We start from the raw sequence: 19,924 nt of genomic DNA, 5'->3' as shown, positions 1-19,924 counted from the left end.
CAGTTGCCTGCGGCCGGCTTGACTACATTCAAAATGATACACTACTCTAATACTTTGCATCCTTCTTCAGATATATTTTCTTCTTCTCCGTCTGTTGCTGTATACTCTTATATATCTTATTCGTAAATGAACTATCTACATCTTCTGCCTTCCTGCTCTTCAGGTCCTTTTCTATATAGGCCTGCCGCATCTTCACATACTTGTCTAACTCCTTGTTCAAACTATCCCTTACCGCCACTTTTTTCTTTAAATATTCCTCCCGCTGCACTACTGTCATCTTCTTCATTTCCTCCGGTAATTCCTCCGTTTTTATAGATTCAACACTCACTGATTTATCTTTATAGTTCTCCAGCAATTCCTTCTTTCCATAATACCCACTCTTCCCCGCTTTTGTAGCATTATACTCCGCCCGCTGCGCTTTCACATTTGCCGCCACATTCGTACTGATATATTTGCTCTTTGATACTTTGGCTGAATAAGCCACCTTCTCATCTTCACTACCATAATATAGCCTGCTATCATCCAACTGATCTGATAACCGTGCGATCTGATTATCATAAGGTGTATTCACCTGTATATCATTGGCGTCCATATTCACCTGCGTATAGCTCCCCTGATTACACTCTGCTATATCTTTCCACACCTGCATCGCTTTATAATTATCCCCCATCAGGATCGTATTTAACACGATATCTTTCTGCGTGGCCAGCTTACAACTTACCGGGTACTTCACATCATCCCTGTAATCCATATGCGGGGGGCAATCTCCCACCAAAAACACCGTCTTGTAGGTACTTTGCGCCGTATCCCATTTAAACTTCGTTACCGCCTCATTCAAGGCCTGGTTCACACTCTCCGGGCTATCCCCTCCTCCATCTGCACTCATCTGCATCAACTGCTCATACACATCATCCATGTCACCTGACAATGCCACTCTTCTTGTAATAAACTGGTCGCCCCTGTCCCTGTAAAATATCAAACCTATCTCAATGACAGGTGCAGGCTCCGCCTGAGCGAGACTTCCCGCAATAGACCATATTTTTTCTTTGGCAGCGCCGATCAAACCGGTCATACTACCTGTTGCATCCAATGCAAATACTACCTGGATTTTAGATTGAGCGTGGGGAGAATCAATTATAACGGGGGAAGGAGAGGATTCCATAACAGGGTGCTTACGCACAGCGCCCATCAGGAATAATGCACAGAAAAAGGTGCCAATGGGGATAATGTACTTTGGACTCATGGAAAATGGATTTTCTTTCATGATTCCCGGAAAATCCATTTTCCATAAATATAAATGTTAAGAAAAACCTAAAGGTTGGGGAGTCGTCACTTTATAAGCCGGTGTTTTCAGCGCCGCAGCTTCCCGCAGGGTGATCATCCGCTTCAGTTCCGGATCCCATACCTTAAGCTTTAAACATGCAATAACCTCCCTGATCCGCAGACTGGTAGTCTTTGCCTGTTGCAACTCCGGGATCTCCGCCATGGCCTGTGGCAAACGGTAAAATGGAATACGCGCATTCAGATGGTGAATATGATGATACCCGATATTTGCAGTTACCCAGTTCATAAACGGCGACATCACCATAAAGCTGGATGACAATAACGCGGCCTCATGATAACACCAGTCCTCACTATCATTGAATGTAACACCCGGAAAATTATGCTGGGCATAAAACAGGTATGCCCCCATACAACAGGCGATGGAAAAAGGTATCAGGATGAAAAGCGCCCATGCCTCCCAACCCAGGAAATAGATCACCGCCGCGCTGCCGCAGAAATGCAATACCAGCGCTAACAGACTATCCAGGTGCTTTCTTGGACTACTTGTAAATGACTGCAGGCACATACCAATCATGAACATAAAGAGGTAGCCACACAGGATCGTGAGCGGATGCCTGGTGAAGAGGTAACCCCTTCTTTCTCTACGACTCATTTGCTCAAACTTCTGCCGGGTAGCAATAGGATATGAGCCAATGCTGGCACTGAACAGTTTTGAATTATGTTTATGATGATAATCGTGAGATCTTTTCCAGATGCTGGTAGGCGCCAGTACATAGATCCCGAAAAGGACCATGATGGCTTCTGCCAGTTTTGAATTATGTAATATTGTATGGTGCTGATGATCGTGGTAAATGACGAATGTCCGCACAATCAGTAAACCCGCAAAAATGCTGGCCGCCAGCCTAAAAATAAAATATGGCAATACCAGCGTGCCCGTCAATGCCAGTATCAGCAACCCCAAAGTTGTAGTGAGGTGGAACCAGCTCCTGGACCTGATTTCATTGGCATATGGTTTTGTTGCCAGGATAAGGTCTTTCCCTTCGCGCATAGGATGAATAATTTTAACGTTGTGGTATAATTGGAAATTATATGGTCGGTACCGCTATCGGTTGTGGTTGGCGTTTGTGTTTCCATCTTCTGTGAGACCAGAGCCAGGTGCCCGGTTGGGCAATGATATCCTGCTCCAGTTTGTGGGTATGGATCTCTGTGATAGCGCCTTCTGGCTCGTTCGTTGGTTCCTCTACCAACATGGAAGCTTCTACGGAGTAGTAGCCCCTTTTCACTTTGTTCACTGTTACATACACTACCGGGTAGTTCATTTTCTGCGCGATCTTTTCTGTTCCCTTAAAAACCGGGGTATCCTGGTTTAAAAAAGTCATCCAGTGAGCCGTAGCGGGTTGTGGTGACTGATCAGCAATGAATGCGGTGGCGTTTATTTCCTTCCTGTTCTTTACCATTTCACGGAATGTATCCTGCATGGCAATCAGCTTTGTGCCAAAACGGGTACGCATTTTATACATCAGGGCATCCAGGTTTTTGTTGGACAGCGGATGATAAATCACATACAATTGCTGTTTGAGCAGAATGCTGAATGAATTGCCTGCCCATTCCCAGTTACCTTTGTGCCCCATTACCAGTATCACACTTTTTTCCTCTTCGGCCAGTTTGTTAAAGAGGGCGATGGTCTCTGGTGTAAAAGCACAGCGTTTTACCATGGTCTCTTTGCTGATGGCAAGCGTCTTGAACGTTTCGAGAAACATGTCGCAGAGATAATGATAAAATTCCTTGCAGATTTTTGTCAGCTCTTTTTCCGACTTATCAGGGAACGAAGCACGAAGATTACTCATGACAACTTTTTTCCTGTAAGAAAGAACATGATATAACAGCACGTACACAACGTCTGAAAGCAGGTACAATACCCTAAACGGTAAAAGCGCTAGACCGTAAGTAGCAAATTGTAAGAGGTAATAGGTAAAGGACAATTTCTTCTAAAGTTTATGGAGTAAATGTATGGCAATTTAATAGTATTTAATAATTTCTGAGAATAAATATAAAAAGGTGGGTGAACGATTATGTTCACCCACCTAAGTTGACAATTTCCTGGATCCTTTTTAACCGGGTTTCCGGTCGTTTTGCCAGTACCAGTTTTTGTAGATAGTTTTTTTGCACTGACCTGCTTAAACCTATGAAATGAGCCTTTGAACCCCGTTTGGATTTAAAAGCTTTCTCCAGGTCTTTGGGTATCTTTAGCTCTTCTACATCATCGAGTATAGACCATGACCCATTTTGCCTGGCCAGGTGAATGCATTGATGGCCGGCAGGCATCATGAGCCCGGTGGCTATCAGGCGTTTAACTTTTTCTTTGTTGATTTTGGACCAGACACTGGTGGGCTTTCTTTTTGTGAAGAACTGCATGAATTTTTCTTCATCGATAGTTTTTGCCGTACTGTCGATCCAGCCAAAACAAAGGGCTTCGTACACGGCTTCGCTCCACGTAAGGGTAGATCGGTTTGCCTGCTTTTTGTAATATACGAGCCAGATGAATGGCGCACTGCTATGGTTTTCCTGTAGCCATTGGCGCCATTCCTGCCTGTTGGCCGGGCAAAATGTTTCCATTATTTCATCGCAATTAAGACCACAGTTACAATCAAAATACATACTAAATGATAGCTGCCGCTAATGATGCTGTACAGAATGGGCTTAGGAAAATTGGGATTGATGGCGATGGTCACGGTATTCGCTACCAGGAAACCTATGCCGATCAGCAAGCTAAATTCGATGCCTGCTTGTATAGATGAAATCTGTAGCGCGTACAGCAACAAGGCGGTGGCAATGGTAATGACCAGTGAACATAGGGCGGGGCCCACAATGAAGATTGGCTTGTTGGGAAGGGTTTCATTTTCCTTGCCCAGTGAGCGCCGGTAAGCCTTTGGGAATAATAAGGTGAACCATAGGGGGCCGACGATACAGTAGGCTAAAAAAGCGATGGCAACGCCCATCCAGTTTAATTGTGCGAATTGACTGATCATTGATTTTAACATTTATTCAACAAAACTATTAACGGGGTGTGACAGCCCTATGTCAGGAGGGGGGAAATTATTTTTAGGAAGTGTGAAAGAGGTATTGCCCCTTTGATACTTATAATTTTCACTTTGAAACCTTCAATTCTCTCCCCACTCCCCAACCTAACTTTGGTCTATCAAAACAAACAATATGATTACTGCCAAAGGATACGCTGCTTTACAAGCAGGCACCACACTCACACCTTGGACCTTTGAAAGAAGGCCCCTGACCACCCACGATGTGCTCATCGAGATTCTATATTGTGGCGTTTGCCACACCGATCTCCACCAGATCAGGAACGACTGGTTTCCCGGCATCTTCCCCATGGTGCCCGGTCATGAGATCGTAGGAAGGATCATCGAAGCCGGTGAGCATGTCACTAAACTGAAAGTGGGCGATATCGACAGCTTTTGAACGGTTGGAGAAAGGGGATGTACTGTACAGGTTTGTGATTGATATGAGTAGTTTATAAGAAAAGAGGAGGCTTGCCTGGGCTTCTTTGAAGTTTTGGAAAGATAAACGAGAATGCTGCCGGTAAATGGTGTGGAAAGCAGGCTGTCTGGAAAACTGACGCTGATCTGCTGGGCGAAAGAATGAATGTAAAAGAGGATTGAGCAAACAAAAACGGAAGCTGATCTCATATAGAATATGTGTCTACAGCCTAATTAAAGAGAATTTTTATATCTTTTGCAATATTTAAAGGGTAGGATATGAGATTCGCAGTAATAGACCTGGGTACAAATACGTTTCATTTGCTGATAGCAGAAGGTGTAGATCAGATTTTATATAAGACGACTGTACCGGTATTTTTAGGGGAGGGAAGGATCAATCAAAATATGATCATACCTGAGGCAATGGAAAGAGGGATTCGTACGCTCGGGCAATTCAAAGCTACCATTGACAATTATAAAGTAGATACGATCAAAGCAGTGGCTACATCTGCCGTACGTAGTGCAGAAAACGGGCAGGAATTTGTAGCTAAAGCAGCAGAGATAGGGATTCATATTGAAGTGATTACCGGCGAAGCGGAAGCAGGATATATATTCAGCGGGGTGATGGCAACTGGCCTGATTAAACAAACGACCCTTGTGATGGATATTGGAGGGGGAAGTACGGAGTTTATTATCTGTAATCCGGAAAAAGCGCTCTGGAAGAAAAGCTATAACGTTGGCGCAGCCAGGTTGATGCAGGCTTATTTCCATTCAGATCCGTTGAGTGATACGGAGCATCAGTCTGTTATAGATCATTTACACAATACCTTACCTGATTTAAAAGAGGCCTGTGCACAATACAAACCTTCTTTGTTAGTAGGTTCTGCGGGTGCTTTTGAATCATTTGCTGCGTTATTGAATGATGGAAATGAAATAGGAGAGGTGGCTTCAGCGGGTTTGGATATAGATAGATACAAAGCAATTTCTAAAAGGTTAATTCATTCTACACACAGTGAACGTGCAAATATGAAAGGCTTAATTTCCCTGCGTGTAGATATGATCGTCATTGCTGCTATCATTACGGATTATATATTGGAGCAGTTGAATATCCAGCAATTAAGCCTTTCTACTTATGACCTTAAGATGGGCGTTTTAGCCGGTCTCCTGGATGATTGCTTGTAGTCTGCGCGTCCAGTATGTATACAAACTGTGGGTATTTCCGCCCGATCCACTCTCTCAGTTCCAGTAGGTGGGATGTTTCAAAGACAATGTTCTTATCTTTATCTGTGATGGCAATACTATTACCACCGGCTTTCATGGTCTGGTAGATGTTCCATAATGATTGAGCGTGCATTCTGTTGGGCTCAGGTCGGTCATTGTAAAATGATTCTCCATACAGATGGGTAAAAAAACAATCATTAAAGTAAACGATAAATTCTATGTCATTCATAGATGTATATTATTTGTGGGTTATTGATATTCTTTTCGATAGCCGTTTCAAAGCCGTAGATATTGATACTATTAAGACGGTTTTTTTCATTTTGAATGTTTTGAGTTTAAACGTAAAATATGCGCGCTCGTAATAATAGGATCGTATAAAGATAAAGAAAGGATGGATTAAAAATAAACAAAGGTCCTGAGATTGGTTAAAAGGACTGGTTGGCTCAATCTGGGAACCAAAAAAAGGGAGTATCATACTTAGATACCCCCTAAAAAAACTATTCACCATATTTTAAAAGGAATTCAGGATTGATAGCTTTGAAGGTCACCCTGCTATGTACAAAGTGATTGTTGTACAACTCTATCCGTTCTTTTACAGGACGGATCACAATGCCCTCCGCCCATGCCTCTGTACAGATACTACTCCTGATAGTGGCCTTCTTTACCAGCTCCCCGATGTCATTTTCCAACACGTAATCCGTATTCAAAACAGGTACAGTGCTCAGTTCCAGTGAAGACATCATCGAAGTGAATCTATCAAAGTCCAGGTATGCAGCATTGTCAATGTCAAATACATTGAAGAACCGGATGTGCTGTCCACGTAACTTCAGTTTATTACCCTGTATACCTTCGCCAACCATCTCTCCCTGGAAGGCAAAATTGCCATTCAGCGATCGAAGTTTGTTTTCAATATCCTGCTCTCTGGCTACTTTCCACAGACTGTTCTCACTATCTTCCAGGAGTTCCAGGTTACGGCTACATACGCCAAATTCACCATTGTTGATGAAGTAAGTGGTAGAGCTGCCATCCAGCTTTTCAGTGATGTAGCAGGTCTCGCCAACGTACTTGTCAAGGATATCCTGCAATACCTGTACCCGGGTCTCATCCGTTTTGGGTATAAAACCGGGAAAGGTGCCTTTCGCCACGCCATTCAGACATGCAGGCATAGGAGGTTCGTATTTGGTAATGCCCAGTGCATCAGTGCAATCAGCACCCTCCTCCACCTCAAATCCTGCAGGCAGGTAGGAGAGAGGAAAAGCAATGCCCTGGGAGATCTGGCCTCTTAGCCTGGCAGTCTTGATGCGCATGCCTCTGGCCCGTAAGAATTCAAATTCGGGTTTAGGGGGCATCAAACTATCGATCTCGCAATAGATGCAGAGATCACCGGGTTTAAACTCATCTTTCTTTACGACTAACTGCCAGCCAAGCACAAAGGCTTTCTCTACGGCATCAGCACCTTCGATAGGTTCCAGTTTTTTGATCCTTTGGATGCTTGCTAGTTTTCTCATGTTAAATGTAGGTTGGGATTAAAAAGAAAAAGCCCCGCAATTGCTTGCGGGGCATGTATTATACGGAATAAGGTAATCCTTTATTTATCAGTACAATAAGCCCCACACAGCGGATAAAGGCGATATTCGCCTCCGCTGATCATTGGTGCTATTTGTTGTACTTGTTTCATTTTAATGTTTTGCGGGAGCAAAGGTATAGGATTTTTTTAATTTCATTTCACTATACCCGATAAATTTTTCATTGTCGCAAATTCTGGTTGTTGTTCAAACCGTGCTTTATCCTTAAAACCATTCTTCACCGCATTTTTTAATGCTGTTGCTGCATGATCCGCTTCCCCTGCACGTGCATACAATATCGCAGAGAAATAATACGCTTCGCTGTTGGTAGGATCCGCCAGTTCATACAGGTCTACAAAATGCCTCGCTACTCCATCGGTATGACTCGCCATATAATGGTTACTTACAGAATAGAACATCAAAGACAGGTAAGCCAATAGCCGTTGGTTCATAGCGCCTTCAAAAGAGGAGAGTTGTGCCCCCGCAATCAGGCTGCTGATTGTTTTGGGCCAGTAAGCGGTATCCTGGGTACCGAGTTTCGCATTAAAAGCCTCCTTGGTGTTTTGCTCTTTTACCAATATCGCCATCTGCTCCTGCGACTGTGTTTTATATGCAGGATTACTCAGGATGATATCTAATTGATTTTTAAAGAAATTATCATTTGGCATATAACTAAGCAATAACCTGCACTCTGTTTCCGCTTTCAGGAACTGATTTGACTGTACAGCCATTTCCATCCTTGTGCGGGTCTTCGCCATAAAATCCGGCGGCGCTGCACCTTCATCCGCTTTGATACCTGCAAATGCTACATCCATGGACGTAGCCGGCGCCCATTCATGTTTGCCATTGTAAGTGATCAGGTGATGCTTCGTGTTGGTTTTGTTCAGCGCCATATGATACCCCAGCAGGTCTGTCAGGTTCAGGTCTCCTTCGCCTGCAACTGTGGTATAGGTAAAAGGAAAATCTCCCGGCGGCGTACCATCCGGTAATCCTGCACCATTGACAATCACCGATTTAATACCCGGATGATTCAATGCTACATATCCCGCCACTTTTGCTCCACCTGAAAATCCAAGGGTGTACACATGGTTGGTATCAATCTGCAATCGCGCTCTTGTATCCTTTTCCAGTGCCTGCCAGATGTTTTCCGTCGTGCTCCAGTCGTTCCCGTTCTTCGAATTATTGCTCCCCACCAGTATATACCCATACTTGTCTGCCAGCGCTTTATAATTATTCAAAGGCAATACACCTGCACCATGGGCATCAAAGCAATAAATAACTGCTCCTTTGTTATCCAGCGGTATATAAAGGGCATAGGTCTGCGATGGATCGGCCTTACAGGTCACGGTATCAATAACTTTCCCGGTAGGAAAGCTTTCAGTATGACTACAGGCTGTTGCCTGCAACAAAAAAAGGAGCAAAAAACATCTCATGGCCTAAATGTAAATCATTTATTAAAGTCAATATCTTCACAGTCTATAAAAACCATCCTTTTGAGCTTCAAAACCCTGGCTCCAAAGAGCATGAATCAAAAAAGGAGTGCTCCAAAAGTCTAACTTTTGGAGCACTCCAAACACATGATACATCCTTTTTAAACTTACCTGATCATTGGCAGGTACTTCTTCCAATTCTCGAAAATAATCCACAACAATATCGCCCATATTACAGCAACCATCGGCAATCCACCTGGTGCCACCGTAATATTTGTCAACGCAACGCCCACCATTACAGGAAAAATGACTACAGCACCTAACGCCCTTGTTTTAGGAATAATAATTAATATACCTCCGAGTATTTCCGCGATTCCCACAAGCGGCATCAGCCAGGAGATCTCCTTGAAGGCAGCATTGTCTGCTATCAAAGCCGGTGGCAAATCTTTTGGTTCGGGCATGTAGTGAAAGAACTTGGCCAAACCAGCATTCAGGAGCAATAGCCCGAACAATACAGACAGAATGTTAAAGATTATTTTCTTCATATATTTTGGTGATTTATCATCCAGTTGATCCCGAATTGATCTGTAAAGCTTCCAAAGTAAGCGCCCCAGAACATATCCTGCAAGGGCATGGTTACATTTCCACCTACAGACAATTCATTGAATAATCTCTCCGCTTCTTCTCTTGTAGATGGCTCTACATTGATATGCATATTATTGCCCTGTGTCACGGTGAATCCCATTTCCTTTGGCGCATCTGTACCCATCAGAATATGCCCGCCTATCAGTGGCAATTCCACATGGATAACCATGTTCTTCAATGATTCATTTACTTCCTGACCAGGTACATCGCCGAACCGCTGTATGCCATTTACGAAATCAGTCTTAAAAACAGATTTATAAAAGTTAAATGCTTCTTCAGTATTACCAGGGAAATTTACATAATAAGATACCCTGTTCCGATTGTCTGGTTTCTTCTGTTTACGCAGGTAAAACTGTGTGCTGATGTACTGATCCAGGTTTTCCAGTCCTGCTGTAAATCCTTCCTTGAAGCCCATCTTCACGAGGGTCTCTAAATCTTCCAACGCTTTAAATTGAAGTTCACAGGTTACAGTAGTGGAATCAGCGTCTGTTTCAGCGAAATTGTTTGTCCAGTTAGTACTGGGGAAAGACGTATTTATCACCCCGTTCTCATCACAAAAAGCATCCTTACCTGCATACATTTTTTCTGGTTGAATGGTCTCATAATCGAAGATACACCAATGCTTTTCATTTTCAGGACTCACCATGGCATAAAACCATCTGCCGCCTTCCCTGAAATCCATAGACTTTGTCTCTACCTTATAAGGCTTGGGGGCCCACCACTGGTCAAGAATGTCAGCCTCTGTCCATGCGGCCCACACGAGGTCCAGGGGCGCATTAAAAGACCGCTCTACCTTAATCTTTTTGTTTGCCTTGTCTACATCGAAGTTAAAGAGGATCGCTTTGTTCATCGCTTATTTTTTTTGAGGTTTGCTAATACGTTATCTAACTGGTCGAAACGCGTCTCCCACAATTGACGGAACTGTTCGAGCCATTTGTCAATTTCTTTCATACGCTGGATTTCAAGGTGATAAAAAATTTCCCTGCCCTGATACTCCTGTTTCACTACCTCGCATTCCGTCAATACCCGCAGGTGCTTTGACACAGCCTGGCGCGTGGTCTGAAAGTGCTCCGCAATGCCGTTCGGCGTCATTGCCTGCATGGCCAATAATCCTATAATCGCTCTTCTGGTCGGGTCCGCAATGGCCTGGAATATGTCTCTTCTCATGGGTAAAGGTTATTTATGAAACCATATGGTTGCAAATATATATGAAACCATTCGGTTTCGCAAAATTTAATTCAAAAAAAAAGCCCTCCAGCACTGGAGGGCTTTTTTAAATAAAGTAAATATTAGTATCCCTGGTTCTGTGTAAATGCATCGCTTGCATCCATAGCAGACTGTGGAATAGGATAAATTCTTCTGAAAGTTTCAGACGCTGGTTTTGCAGAACCTGCATCTGCAGCTTCAAACTTACCAAAGCGAATCATTTCTTTTCTTCTCCACTGCTCCCAGTACATTTCATATGCAATCTCGTTGTACAGGGTATTTGCATCCAGGGAAGTGATTGCTACACCCGGTGCATTGTTATAATATGCTTCGCGGGTTCTGGTAGTACGCAGCTTATTGATATCAGCCATTGCCAGGGCAGTCTGATTGCTCCGGAAATAAGCTTCTGCACGCATACAATACATACCACCCAGGCGATATAACGGGATATCTACATTGCTTGATCCGTTATCTTTCTCAGGATCGAACTCAAACTTGAAGATACGTACACCACGGTTGATCTGTGCCTGTGTAAATACAGACTGTGCAGCATTGTCGAAATTCAGTGCAGGGGTAAAGTCCATTGCCAGTGCCGTGTTCTTTTCGCAATACAGTTTTTCAACTGCAATCCTGCCATCGCTGGTCATCTTCAGACTACCGGTGGACAACAGGATCGGACCATACTGCTGACCCTCCAGGAAACCACGGTTAAAGTGGAACCATGGCAGTGAAGCACTGTTTGGCACAAGGCTGGTAGCAGGTACGCTCACATCAGTACCATCGTTTTTAAACCAGGTACCATCAGCATACTGGTACTTGCGGGAGAAACGCGGGTCATCATGATTACCATCCCAGGTAGCATAGAACTGAGGCGTAGTACATACCGCATTGGTACCTCTGTTTGCCGAAGAAGGCTTCTGGTTTCTTTCCATCGGCATATAAGCGAAGTCGTTATCACTGCTGCGCAGGGTATTGATGTCCTGCGAAACCACGAAGATCAGCTCCGGTCTGCCGGCGTTGTCGATATCAAAGTTTCTGAAATAGTTTGTTTCCAGATAAAACTGAGGATCGTCTATCAACTTCGTCGTATACAGGATCACTTTGTCCATATCTGTGCCGTTTCCATCTACAGCGGCTTCGGTAAAGTCAAAGCTGGCACCGTAACGGTTTTTGAATACCGCACGGTTCATGTACATATCTGCCAGCAAGCCATAAGCAGCCTGTTTGGTAAAACGACCATTGTGTGTACTCTGTTCTTTCAGGTTAGCGAGGGTAGGAATGATCGCTTCTACTTCCCTGATCAGGCCATCGATCGCAGTATCTGCTCTCTTGATCTCCAATGGTGCATTCGTTACATATGGATTTCTGTAAGGCGCCTGACCATACAGGTCCAGGGTGTGGAATGTATAGAAAGCGAGCAGCCCTCTTGCTTCGGCAAGGAACAATGCCTGGTTGGCATTACCATTTGCCTGATAAGCACTGGTTACAGCAGTCAGTGATTTGGTAATCCCACTGTTCAGGTTGTTCCAGCCATTTGCTACGAGTGTGTTATCAGGCCCCCAGGTAAATTCATGGATAGCGCGGTATATGCCCCCATCACCCCAGTCACTACCACGGGTAGGCAGCAGGGCTTCGTCAGTGGAATACTCCTGCAAACCAAATACGTTCGCATGGTCTACAAAGGTACCGCTACCCAGCTGGCCATAAGCAGCAGCAATGGCATTCTCAGGGTTAGAGTTGTTAGAACCCAATACCTCATCAATCACTTTTTCTTTCAGGTCAGTACAGCTTACCATTGCTACAGTAAGCGCAATACCCATATATGTATATAACGATTTCTTTCTCATGTTTCTTAGAATTTAACAGTTGCACCTAACAGGAATGTCTTAGCAGCAGGGTAAGTCGTGTAATCAATACCCAGTGACTGGTTACCACCTACGGTCTTGGTTGTATTTACCAACGGATCGTAACCGGAGTAACCACTGATGGTCCACAGGTTCTGTGCACTCACATACAGGTTGATTGATTTCAGCCAGTCCTGGTGAGGGATGATCAGCGTGTAACCCAGGCGCAGGTTAGCCAGACGGATAAAGTCTGATTTTTCCAGGTACAGAGAAGACAGCTGTACCGCGTTGGTTGTGCTGGCTCCTGCTGCGTAGAATTTTCTCAGTACGTTACGGTCAGATGCAAGGCTGTTGATGTTCAGATCCAGTGCGGTATTGTTTACCAGCAAACCACCAGTCTGACCAATGAAGTTGAAGCCCAGGTCAAATGCTTTGTAACGCAGGTTACTGTTGATACCGAAGTTGAAGTTGGGCAGTGCACCCTGGAAGATCTCCCTGTCGTCAGAGTTGATCACACCATCTTTGGTTTTATCTTCAAAGATGTCTTTACCATCCTTGTCATAACCCAGGTGTTTCAGCATATAGAAGGAACCTGCCTCATAACCATTCTTGTAGATGTTTGCATTTACGCCAGACAGACCCGGACCGGAGATGCTACCAGAGTAGAGCTCAGATACAGGCAGGTCTTTGATCGTGTTGCTCAGGGTCGAACCGTTTACATCCAGTGTCCAGCTGAAATCTTTTGTACGAAGCAGCTGTGTACCCAGTGTGAATTCAAAACCTTTGTTCACGATACTTGCATCTACGTTTTTCCATACAGTCGTGGTTGGACTGAGTGGCCCTGAAGGGATGTTCAGGATAGGATCTTTCGTCGACTTGTTGTAATATTCTAATGAACCATACAGTTTACCTTTGAGGAGGGTGAAGTCCAGACCGATGTTCAGCTGTTCTACCATTTCCCACTTCAGGTCAGGGTTTGCAGTACGGTTTACAGTAACACCATTTATCAAAGTCTGGTCGTTGTACAGGTAGTAACCAGATGCACTTGACAGGGAGTAACTCGCCTGGGTGATCTTGTTCGTTACTTCCTGGTTACCAGTCTGACCCCAGCTGGCGCGGAGTTTCAGGTCCTGTACCATTTTCAGGTCTTTCATGAAATCTTCCTGCGAAATGGTCCAGCCCAATGCGAAGGAAGGGAAATAACCGTATTTGTTGTTGTTACCAAAACGGGTAGAACCATCCGCACGTAAAGAGGCGGTGAACATATAACGGCTGTCGTAGTTGTAGTTGATACGACCAAAACCTGATTGCAGTTCATTCTCCTGCGCATAACCGCTAGGGCTTGTAGTGGTACCGGAATAACCAGGATTGTATTCAGGTGCCACACCTACACCCTGTGCTGCGATGCCCTGCAGACCATAAGTCGTACCGGAGAAAGAGAATTTCTGGTAAGAGAAACCACCCAGTAATTCCAGGTTGTGTTTGTTGAATGATTTGTTGTACGTCAGGTAGTGCTCAATCAGTGTAGTCAGTGACTTCAGGTTGTTCTGCTGGTAAGCACCAGTCGGCTGTCTATCGGTATAGTTAGGGTAAATAGTCGTATTACGTTCAGAAGTAGACTTGTCTACACCGTAGTTGAAGCGGTAGTTCAAACCTGGCAGGATCCTGAAAGCAGCTTCGATATTACCCAGTACACGGAAGGTATTGGTATGATCATCCCATATGCTCAGCAGGTACGCAGGGTTGTAATGCGCGTTCATGTTGAAGTTGGTGTAAGCGCCGGTGGAGTCGCGCAGGGAGCGGGTTGGGTTCGCCATCAGTGCATGAATGATGAGCTGACCATCGGAACCTGCGGTGTTACCGTTTGGAATACCGGTTTCGTTGATATCACTTGCAGTCAGGTTCATCTTTACAGTCAGACGTTTGTCATCAAGGAAAGATTCTTCAGCATTCAGTCTTGCAGTGGTTCTTTTGAAGCTGCTTTTTTCAACGATACCATCCTGTGACATGCGTGACAGGGAAGCGAGGTAGCTACCGGTGTTGGTCGTCTTACCAAAAGATACGTTGTGGTTCTGAAGGAAACCGTTCCGGTAAATTACATCCTGCCAGTCAGTGTTGCCACCGTGATCGTAAGCCGGATCTACCAGTGCTTTGCGGTATTCCCCAGCATTGAGAACGTCCAGTTTTTTGATCACTTTAGAGTTACCTACATACATGTCGTAGGTGAGGGTAGGGGCGCCTTTGCTACCGTGTTTGGTAGTGATCAGGACAACGCCGTTAGAACCTCTTGCACCGTAGATAGCTGCGGCAGAAGCGTCTTTCAGGATCGTCATGGTTTCGATATCGCTGGTGTTGAGGAAGTTCAGCGGGTTCTTGGGTTCAGAAGAACCAAGACCGAAGTCTGGACCACCTGCACTCACGTTATCATTACTCAAAGGAACACCGTCAACAACGAAGAGCGGTGTACTACCGCTACGGATAGAACCCACACCGCGGATGAATACATCCACACCTGCACCGGGTTCACCGCTGGATTGTGCGATACGCACACCGGATACTTTACCTTGCAGCATATTGTCTACAGAGATAGGAGCACCCTGTCTGATATTATCAGCTTTCAACTGGGTCAGTGCACCAGTTACATCGGCTTTGGTCTGGCTACCATAACCTACCACAACTACCTCACCCAGCTGACTGTTGCTGGTGGAGAGGGTTACTTTCATAGGTGTGCTGGTAGCGGCAATAGTTTGTTGTGTGTAGCCGATAAAGGTGAACACGAGTTGGTCACCAGGAGCGGCGTCGATAGAGAATTCTCCGCGATCATTGGTTGTAGTTCCTTTGTTGGATGCAACAGATTTGATAGATACACCGGGAAGTGGTGTGCCATCAGCTCCGACTACGATCCCCTTTACAGGCGTTTGGCGAATTGCCTGTTCATAGATACTGTGGGTACCCGTAGCTGCCATGGCAGGGCTTGCGGCCGAGAGCCATACGGCTAGCATTAAAAGTAATTGATTGTTCATTGCAATCTGCTATTATGCTTGATGTTAAAAGACATAGTAAGTCCTCGCCCGGTGGGCAGTGAATAATTTTTACCAGGTTGAAATGATGCGTAAAGTGGGTATGCTACTTGACGATACACGCTAAATAAACCCCATTGGAAATACCACAATCAGAACGCATGGTGCGATTTCGCAAAATTCAATTGATCATATAGGCGACTACCTTTATAAAACTAGCTGTAATGATAGTGCGCTTTCGGGAATTTGTTGTTAATTCAAAGTTAAGCTTACTTTAATTTAAATTATTCAGGATAGATGGCCAACTTTATTTGGTGAGTACCCATAGTGTTTCTTGAAGGCAAAGGAGAAATGGGAGAGATCTTCAAACCCGGATTCAAGGTATACTTCAGCGGGTTTCATTTGTTTCTCACTGAGCTGGTAGTGCGCTAATTCCAATCTTTTCCTGGTCAGCCATTTCTGGGGGGAGGTATTAAATTTCTTTTTAAAATCCCGGTGAAAGGTAGAAAGACTTCTGCCCTTAAGGTGTCTGAATTTCTCAAGTGGCATGTTAAACATGTAATGTTTTTCCATGAAATCGATGAGGTCCAGTTTATAAGGGTTTTCGAAATTAGCGAGGGTATGATCGATGGAGGGGGCGACGGTTCTGAGGATGGAGATGGCGTGTCAGATTTACTTTGTTTTCCATGTCAGCAGTAGCTGATGAAATATAAATGGAAGGCTGCATCTGTTACAGATGCAGCCTGTTAAACTTATTGAAACGACCATAACTGGTTACTTCCGCCATTGTTCTCATATTGTTCCACCACAGTACCGGGTGTAACAGAGAGCGCCGGGATCTCTAATACCTTACCGCTTTGTACGCCTGTAATAGTATAATAGCCATCCGCATTTTTCGTGATCATCCATTGCTGGTTGTCACCACCACTGTAATCATACAATTGCAGTGCAGCGCCATTGGCCAGGGATTGGCCTTTTATATCCAGCGACTTTCCACTCTGCACACCGATGATCTTATACCGGTTATTCCCTAACGAAGTTACCTGCCAGCGTTGATTTGTACCAGCATTATCCGTCCATTGCTGTATAGCCGTGCCGGCAGCAGTACCCTGACCGGCAGCATCCATCACCAGACCACTGTTTTTATTTACGATCGCATAGGTGCCGTCAGGAATAACAGAAGTACCTTTTACATAAGGAGCCAGTACTGCCTGCAACAACCCTGCGATTTTAATATGTCCTGACTCACTCGGGTGCAGGTTATCTGCCAGGTAATCTGCAGTAGATTGAGTGATCCAGCCATCCGTATTTACATAATGTACCTTCTTATCACCCGCTGCAATACGTGCCGCTACAGCAGCAGCCGTAGGCTGTGACCGGATTCCCAGGAATGTTCTCAATACAAATATCTCTGCCTGCGGAAATTTAGTTCTGATCCCACTTAACAGGTATTCATATACCGCCTGAAAGGTACTGTCCGAATCTTCATAATCACCATCATTCGTACCCAGGTTTAATACAACCGCTTTTGGGGTATACTTTGTAAAATCCCATGCTACACGTGGTGTATAATTCGGAGGTTGTAATTTGAAATACTGGCTATCCATTGCCACACCATGTCTTGAACTGCTCACCAGTGCAATACCGGGATAGGCGATTTGTGTATGTTCGGTACCTAATGCTTCGGAACAGATCCATGCATAATCCGATACATTTGCCTGGTCATCGAGATAACCGGCTGTAATAGAATCGCCAATGTATTCAATCAGATAATCAGACGCCGCAGGCTTGCTGGTGGTTGCACCCGCATCCAATAGCAGGCCCTGAAAACTAAACAGGTAGTCATAATCTCTGCCCTGTGCAATACTCAGGCTGTGGTTGCCTGCAGACAAAGGTGTTGCAGTAAGGTCTATGATACCACCTACGTTTTTGTAGGATACCCAGGGACCACCATCTATACTCGCATAGAAATTGCTGGTATTAGCGGTCTTTAGTTTTACCGTAGTTCCTGTAAAGTTCACCTTGATATAAGCACCTCCCCAGTAAGCATTGAATTTCGTGCTATCACTGAAATCCCATCTGCCAAAGTAAAGGATATTGGAATCTTTCAGACTGCCATAGCCTGTAGTGGGTGCGACGTAAGCTAATTGATCTGCTCTGAGCATATTGTTGTCATTTGCGCCTTTCGGGGTGCAGGCACCGATGAGAAGGGTGAGCAATATTAGGATATAATTCCGTAGCATGAGTTAGGTTAATTTGAAATGACCTTTATAAATCGTAATCGCCCTTACAGGGTGTTGCAGAAAAAGAAGAGGTATATCAGAAATAAATGGAACTCCTGAGAATTGCATAAAATGGAACCTGTCTCTATCAGGTACCCGGATTTTAAGAGGGTGTATGCTAACTTTTGATACCCCCCATCTTTCTCTTTATAATTTGGTAATGATCCACTGCTGATTCGCGCCATTATTCGCCTGGTATTGTTCTATCTTAGTACCGGCTGTAGTAGAGAACGCCGGTACTTCCAGTAACTTACCGCTCTGTACACCCTGGATCGTAAAATATCCGCCGGTAGCAGGGGATAAAATAAACTGCTGGTTCGCACCACCATTGTAATCATACAATTGCAGACCGGCACCATCCAACAGGGATTGTCCTTTAATGTCGAGTGCTTTACCACTTTGTACCCCGGTTATTTTATAATGATCACCACCTACACTTGTGATCGTCCATTGCTGATTGGTACCACCGCTATAAGTATACTGCTGTATCGCAGTTTCATTGGCCGTACCCTGGCCTGCTGCATCGAGGGCAAGGTTACTATTCCTGTTAATGATCTTATAGGTACCATCTGCCAGCGGACCACTGCCTCCAATAATATGTTGTGTAGGATGTGTGGCCTGGTAAGGAGTTTCACCTTTGATCATTTTACCCGCATCATTCACCAATCTCAGGTAGAAGTCAGAAGACACCGCTACGCCATCCTGATCCAGGTTTACAAAGCTGGTATTCACAGGTGTCTGAGAAGCATTCTCTGCTACTTTGAAGATCGCGGTACCTTCATTCACCTCATCGAACATGGCAATGTACAGGCTATGTACGCCTACCTGTTTCATCACGGCGACCTGTGCCCACATGAAGTCGCCATGATTTCTTGGCACTTCGTTCAGCGGACTGCCTGCATTCGAATTATGGAAAGAAAATCCAGGATAAGCGATAGGCTGATAATCCATACCATGCGCTTCGCAGTAATCAAAATCTCCCTGGATCCAGGGTTGATAAGTAGATCCCACTTGTGCAGCCACCGCCCATGGAGCCAGCATATTGAATGAATTGTATACGCTGGTAAAGTTGCTTCTTGAAAACACGTTTGGTGTACGCCAGTCCATCGGCACACTACCAATCACATAGTATCCCTGATCTTTAAACCATTTGATCACATCCAGACATTGTGCAGAATCGCCGGGACCGGGCGCAGGAGCTCCCTGGTAGCCCATACCAAAAATGCAGATCACAGGTTTACCATTTTGTTTGGCATAAGCAGGAGAGGAGAGCAGATTTAATGTGCCGAGAATGGTATTGGTAAAGTCAGATTTTAAACGCTCCTGCATGTTGACATCGCCCGAAACATCGTACATGATATAAAACTTACGGCCGGTAAGTTCCGCTGCCGTTCTTACTTTTTGCGCCATGTTATCACGCATGGATTTAAAAGCCGGATCAGCCAGTTCGCCGGAGAAACGCTGAAGTGCCGCGGCATCAATACCGTTTTCCTGCATCCATCTGAAGTGTGTGTTTACAGTGGATTGATCATAAGATGAAAACATCTTTGCAGTATCTCCATTTGCAAGGTTAGGAAAAGTGCTGGCATAGGTGATTTCATATTCACGCATATCCGGCCACATATCCAGGTTTTGGTGTGTCCATCTGTTTACGGCAGAGCCATCGCCGGGAGCATTGAACCATCCCTGGTAGCCAACGGTCACTTTGCCGACGACATCGCCTACAGGAGAGCTGGCAGCATCAGCTGCTGCAACAGTGGGGGCTTTTTCACTCAATTCTTTTTTTGTACAGCCAGATAAAAGGGCAAGCAGTAGCCCAGTGGTGAGAAAGGTTTTCATCATAAGAATATTGGTTATTTCTGGCAACGGGGTTGGCGAATATTATGCCATATTAACAATGGTTTGCCAATGAGTAAGTTGTGGAAAATGGGTA

Annotated in this window: 18 protein-coding genes; 2 read left to right on the top strand and 16 right to left on the bottom strand. The window is 44.8% G+C overall.

Annotated features, from left to right (window positions below):
• Window positions 1-46 precede the first annotated feature (46 nt).
• From SIO70_RS25195 to SIO70_RS25175, 5 genes are all read right to left on the bottom strand, one after another.
• Window positions 47-1,243, bottom strand: a complete 1,197-nt coding sequence (locus tag SIO70_RS25195) for a vWA domain-containing protein (RefSeq protein ID WP_320575448.1) — start codon at window positions 1,241-1,243, stop codon at window positions 47-49.
• 57 nt (window positions 1,244-1,300) lie between these two features.
• Window positions 1,301-2,332, bottom strand: a complete 1,032-nt coding sequence (locus SIO70_RS25190) for a fatty acid desaturase family protein (RefSeq protein WP_320575446.1) — start codon at window positions 2,330-2,332, stop codon at window positions 1,301-1,303.
• A gap of 37 nt (window positions 2,333-2,369) precedes the next feature.
• Complete coding sequence (locus SIO70_RS25185) at window positions 2,370-3,266, bottom strand: lysophospholipid acyltransferase family protein (protein WP_320575444.1); 897 nt, start codon at window positions 3,264-3,266, stop codon at window positions 2,370-2,372.
• Between the two features lie 94 nt (window positions 3,267-3,360).
• Entirely contained in the window at window positions 3,361-3,900 is a 540-nt protein-coding gene (locus tag SIO70_RS25180; RefSeq protein ID WP_320575442.1) for a YdeI/OmpD-associated family protein, read from the bottom strand.
• Window positions 3,900-4,313, bottom strand: a complete 414-nt coding sequence (locus tag SIO70_RS25175) for a DUF1761 domain-containing protein (RefSeq protein WP_320575439.1) — start codon at window positions 4,311-4,313, stop codon at window positions 3,900-3,902. Before SIO70_RS25175 ends, SIO70_RS25180 begins: the two co-directional genes overlap by 1 nt.
• Window positions 4,314-4,497: 184 nt before the next feature.
• On the opposite strand from SIO70_RS25175, the gene SIO70_RS25170 reads away from it, so the two are divergent.
• Together SIO70_RS25170 and SIO70_RS25165 are read left to right on the top strand one after the other, a co-directional pair.
• Window positions 4,498-4,761 carry an alcohol dehydrogenase catalytic domain-containing protein gene (locus SIO70_RS25170; protein ID WP_320575438.1) on the top strand — a complete coding sequence of 88 codons (264 nt, stop codon included), beginning with the start codon at window positions 4,498-4,500 and terminating at the stop codon, window positions 4,759-4,761.
• Window positions 4,762-5,057: 296 nt separating this feature from the next.
• Window positions 5,058-5,960: an exopolyphosphatase gene (locus SIO70_RS25165; RefSeq protein ID WP_320575436.1), complete on the top strand. Its 903-nt coding sequence runs from the start codon at window positions 5,058-5,060 to the stop codon at window positions 5,958-5,960.
• Here SIO70_RS25165 and SIO70_RS25160 read toward each other — a convergent pair.
• The 11 genes from SIO70_RS25160 to SIO70_RS25110 all read right to left on the bottom strand — a co-directional run bounded on the left by SIO70_RS25160 (window position 5,917) and on the right by SIO70_RS25110 (window position 19,833).
• Window positions 5,917-6,228, bottom strand: a complete 312-nt coding sequence (locus tag SIO70_RS25160; RefSeq protein WP_320575434.1) for a hypothetical protein — start codon at window positions 6,226-6,228, stop codon at window positions 5,917-5,919. The two genes, SIO70_RS25165 and SIO70_RS25160, sit on opposite strands and share 44 nt — an antisense overlap.
• A 268-nt stretch (window positions 6,229-6,496) precedes the next feature.
• Window positions 6,497-7,507, bottom strand: a complete 1,011-nt coding sequence (locus SIO70_RS25155; RefSeq protein WP_320575431.1) for an RNA ligase (ATP) — start codon at window positions 7,505-7,507, stop codon at window positions 6,497-6,499.
• Window positions 7,508-7,719: 212 nt separating this feature from the next.
• Window positions 7,720-8,997, bottom strand: coding sequence for a hypothetical protein (locus SIO70_RS25150; RefSeq protein WP_320575430.1), 1,278 nt, complete (start codon window positions 8,995-8,997; stop codon window positions 7,720-7,722).
• A gap of 164 nt (window positions 8,998-9,161) precedes the next feature.
• Window positions 9,162-9,539: a MauE/DoxX family redox-associated membrane protein gene (locus tag SIO70_RS25145; protein ID WP_320575428.1), complete on the bottom strand. Its 378-nt coding sequence runs from the start codon at window positions 9,537-9,539 to the stop codon at window positions 9,162-9,164.
• Window positions 9,536-10,489 carry an SRPBCC domain-containing protein gene (locus SIO70_RS25140; protein WP_320575426.1) on the bottom strand — a complete coding sequence of 318 codons (954 nt, stop codon included), beginning with the start codon at window positions 10,487-10,489 and terminating at the stop codon, window positions 9,536-9,538. Before SIO70_RS25140 ends, SIO70_RS25145 begins: the two co-directional genes overlap by 4 nt.
• Window positions 10,486-10,806 (bottom strand): metalloregulator ArsR/SmtB family transcription factor, encoded by a 321-nt coding sequence (locus SIO70_RS25135; RefSeq protein ID WP_320575424.1) that lies wholly within the window; start codon window positions 10,804-10,806, stop codon window positions 10,486-10,488. Before SIO70_RS25135 ends, SIO70_RS25140 begins: the two co-directional genes overlap by 4 nt.
• Window positions 10,807-10,928: 122 nt before the next feature.
• Window positions 10,929-12,692 carry a RagB/SusD family nutrient uptake outer membrane protein gene (locus SIO70_RS25130; protein ID WP_320575423.1) on the bottom strand — a complete coding sequence of 588 codons (1,764 nt, stop codon included), beginning with the start codon at window positions 12,690-12,692 and terminating at the stop codon, window positions 10,929-10,931.
• A 5-nt stretch (window positions 12,693-12,697) separates the two neighbouring features.
• Entirely contained in the window at window positions 12,698-15,712 is a 3,015-nt protein-coding gene (locus tag SIO70_RS25125) for a TonB-dependent receptor (RefSeq protein WP_320575421.1), read from the bottom strand.
• A gap of 285 nt (window positions 15,713-15,997) precedes the next feature.
• Window positions 15,998-16,258 carry a helix-turn-helix domain-containing protein gene (locus tag SIO70_RS25120; RefSeq protein ID WP_320575419.1) on the bottom strand — a complete coding sequence of 87 codons (261 nt, stop codon included), beginning with the start codon at window positions 16,256-16,258 and terminating at the stop codon, window positions 15,998-16,000.
• 203 nt (window positions 16,259-16,461) lie between these two features.
• Window positions 16,462-17,952: an RICIN domain-containing protein gene (locus SIO70_RS25115; protein ID WP_320575417.1), complete on the bottom strand. Its 1,491-nt coding sequence runs from the start codon at window positions 17,950-17,952 to the stop codon at window positions 16,462-16,464.
• Between the two features lie 186 nt (window positions 17,953-18,138).
• A complete protein-coding gene (locus tag SIO70_RS25110; protein ID WP_320575416.1) occupies window positions 18,139-19,833 on the bottom strand; it encodes an RICIN domain-containing protein in 1,695 nt (564 codons plus the stop codon).
• Window positions 19,834-19,924 lie beyond the last annotated feature (91 nt).

Source organism: Chitinophaga sancti (assembly GCF_034087045.1).
Lineage (GTDB): Bacteria > Bacteroidota > Bacteroidia > Chitinophagales > Chitinophagaceae > Chitinophaga > Chitinophaga sancti_B.
Note: the sequence above shows the minus strand (reverse complement) of the source record. Positions and strands in the feature narration are given on the sequence as shown.